The organism is Vibrio sp. 1288 (genome assembly GCF_033344475.1).
The window spans coordinates 1-921 of sequence record NZ_JAWPOX010000233.1 but is presented as its reverse complement, the minus strand read 5'-3'; the positions used below and the strand labels follow the sequence as shown (position 1 = coordinate 921).

The 921-nt window shown below is 49.7% G+C and carries 1 protein-coding gene; it reads left to right on the top strand.

Going from position 1 to position 921, the window contains the following annotated elements; genetic code table 11:
• The coding region (locus R8O11_RS25900; protein ID WP_318194698.1) for a methyl-accepting chemotaxis protein at positions 1 to 907 on the top strand (907 nt) is incomplete at its 5' end.
• Positions 908 to 921 lie beyond the last annotated feature (14 nt).

Sequence of the window (921 nt, the reverse complement as noted above, 5' to 3'; positions counted from 1 at the left end):
CAGTGACGATGAAGTGGGCAAACTGGCTGAGAACTTCAACCGCTTTGTGGGTAACATGCACACGATGGTTACCAAGCTAAGCCAAGTTTCTGCCTCACTTTCTGAGCAAGCACGTACAACAGCACAACAAGCAGAAGAACGTAGCCAGCGTATTTCTTACCAGCAAGACGAAATCAACATGGTTGCGACTGCGGTTAATGAACTGGCAGCAGCAACGCAAGAGATTGCGGGTAACGCAGACAGTACAGCACATAGCTCTGAAGAAGCGGTGCAAGCATGTGCTCACGGTTCTAGCCAAGTGAATCAAACGCAAGGTTCTATCCAGAATCTGGCGCAAGAAGTTCAAGTCGCGACAAATGTTATCCAAGAACTTGAAGCGCACGGTAATAGCATCAACACGATTCTATCGACGATTCAAGACATTGCAGAGCAAACTAACTTGTTGGCACTGAACGCGGCGATCGAAGCGGCGCGTGCAGGCGATCAAGGTCGTGGTTTTGCGGTTGTTGCTGACGAAGTTCGCGTATTGAGCCAACGTACTCACGCATCGACCAAAGAAATCCAAGAAACGATCGAAATGCTTCAAGCTACACCCCAGAAAGCGGTTGATATCATGGGAGATGGTCGTCGTTTGGCTGATACCAGTGTGGATGACGCGAATTCTGCAGCAGCGAGCCTGACGCAAATCCACAGTGCGGTAGAGCGCATCAGCGACATGGCAACGCAAATTGCGTCTGCGGCGGAAGAGCAAGCATCTGTAACAACAGAAATCACTCGTAACACAGAAGGCATCCGCGACGTATCGAACGAGCTTTCTGTAGAAGCTCACTCAGCAGCGGAGCAAGCAGCGCACCTATCTGAGCTGTCTCACGAGCTTGAGCAAGAGATCAAACGTTTTAAACTGTAATTCTCAGTTTGACT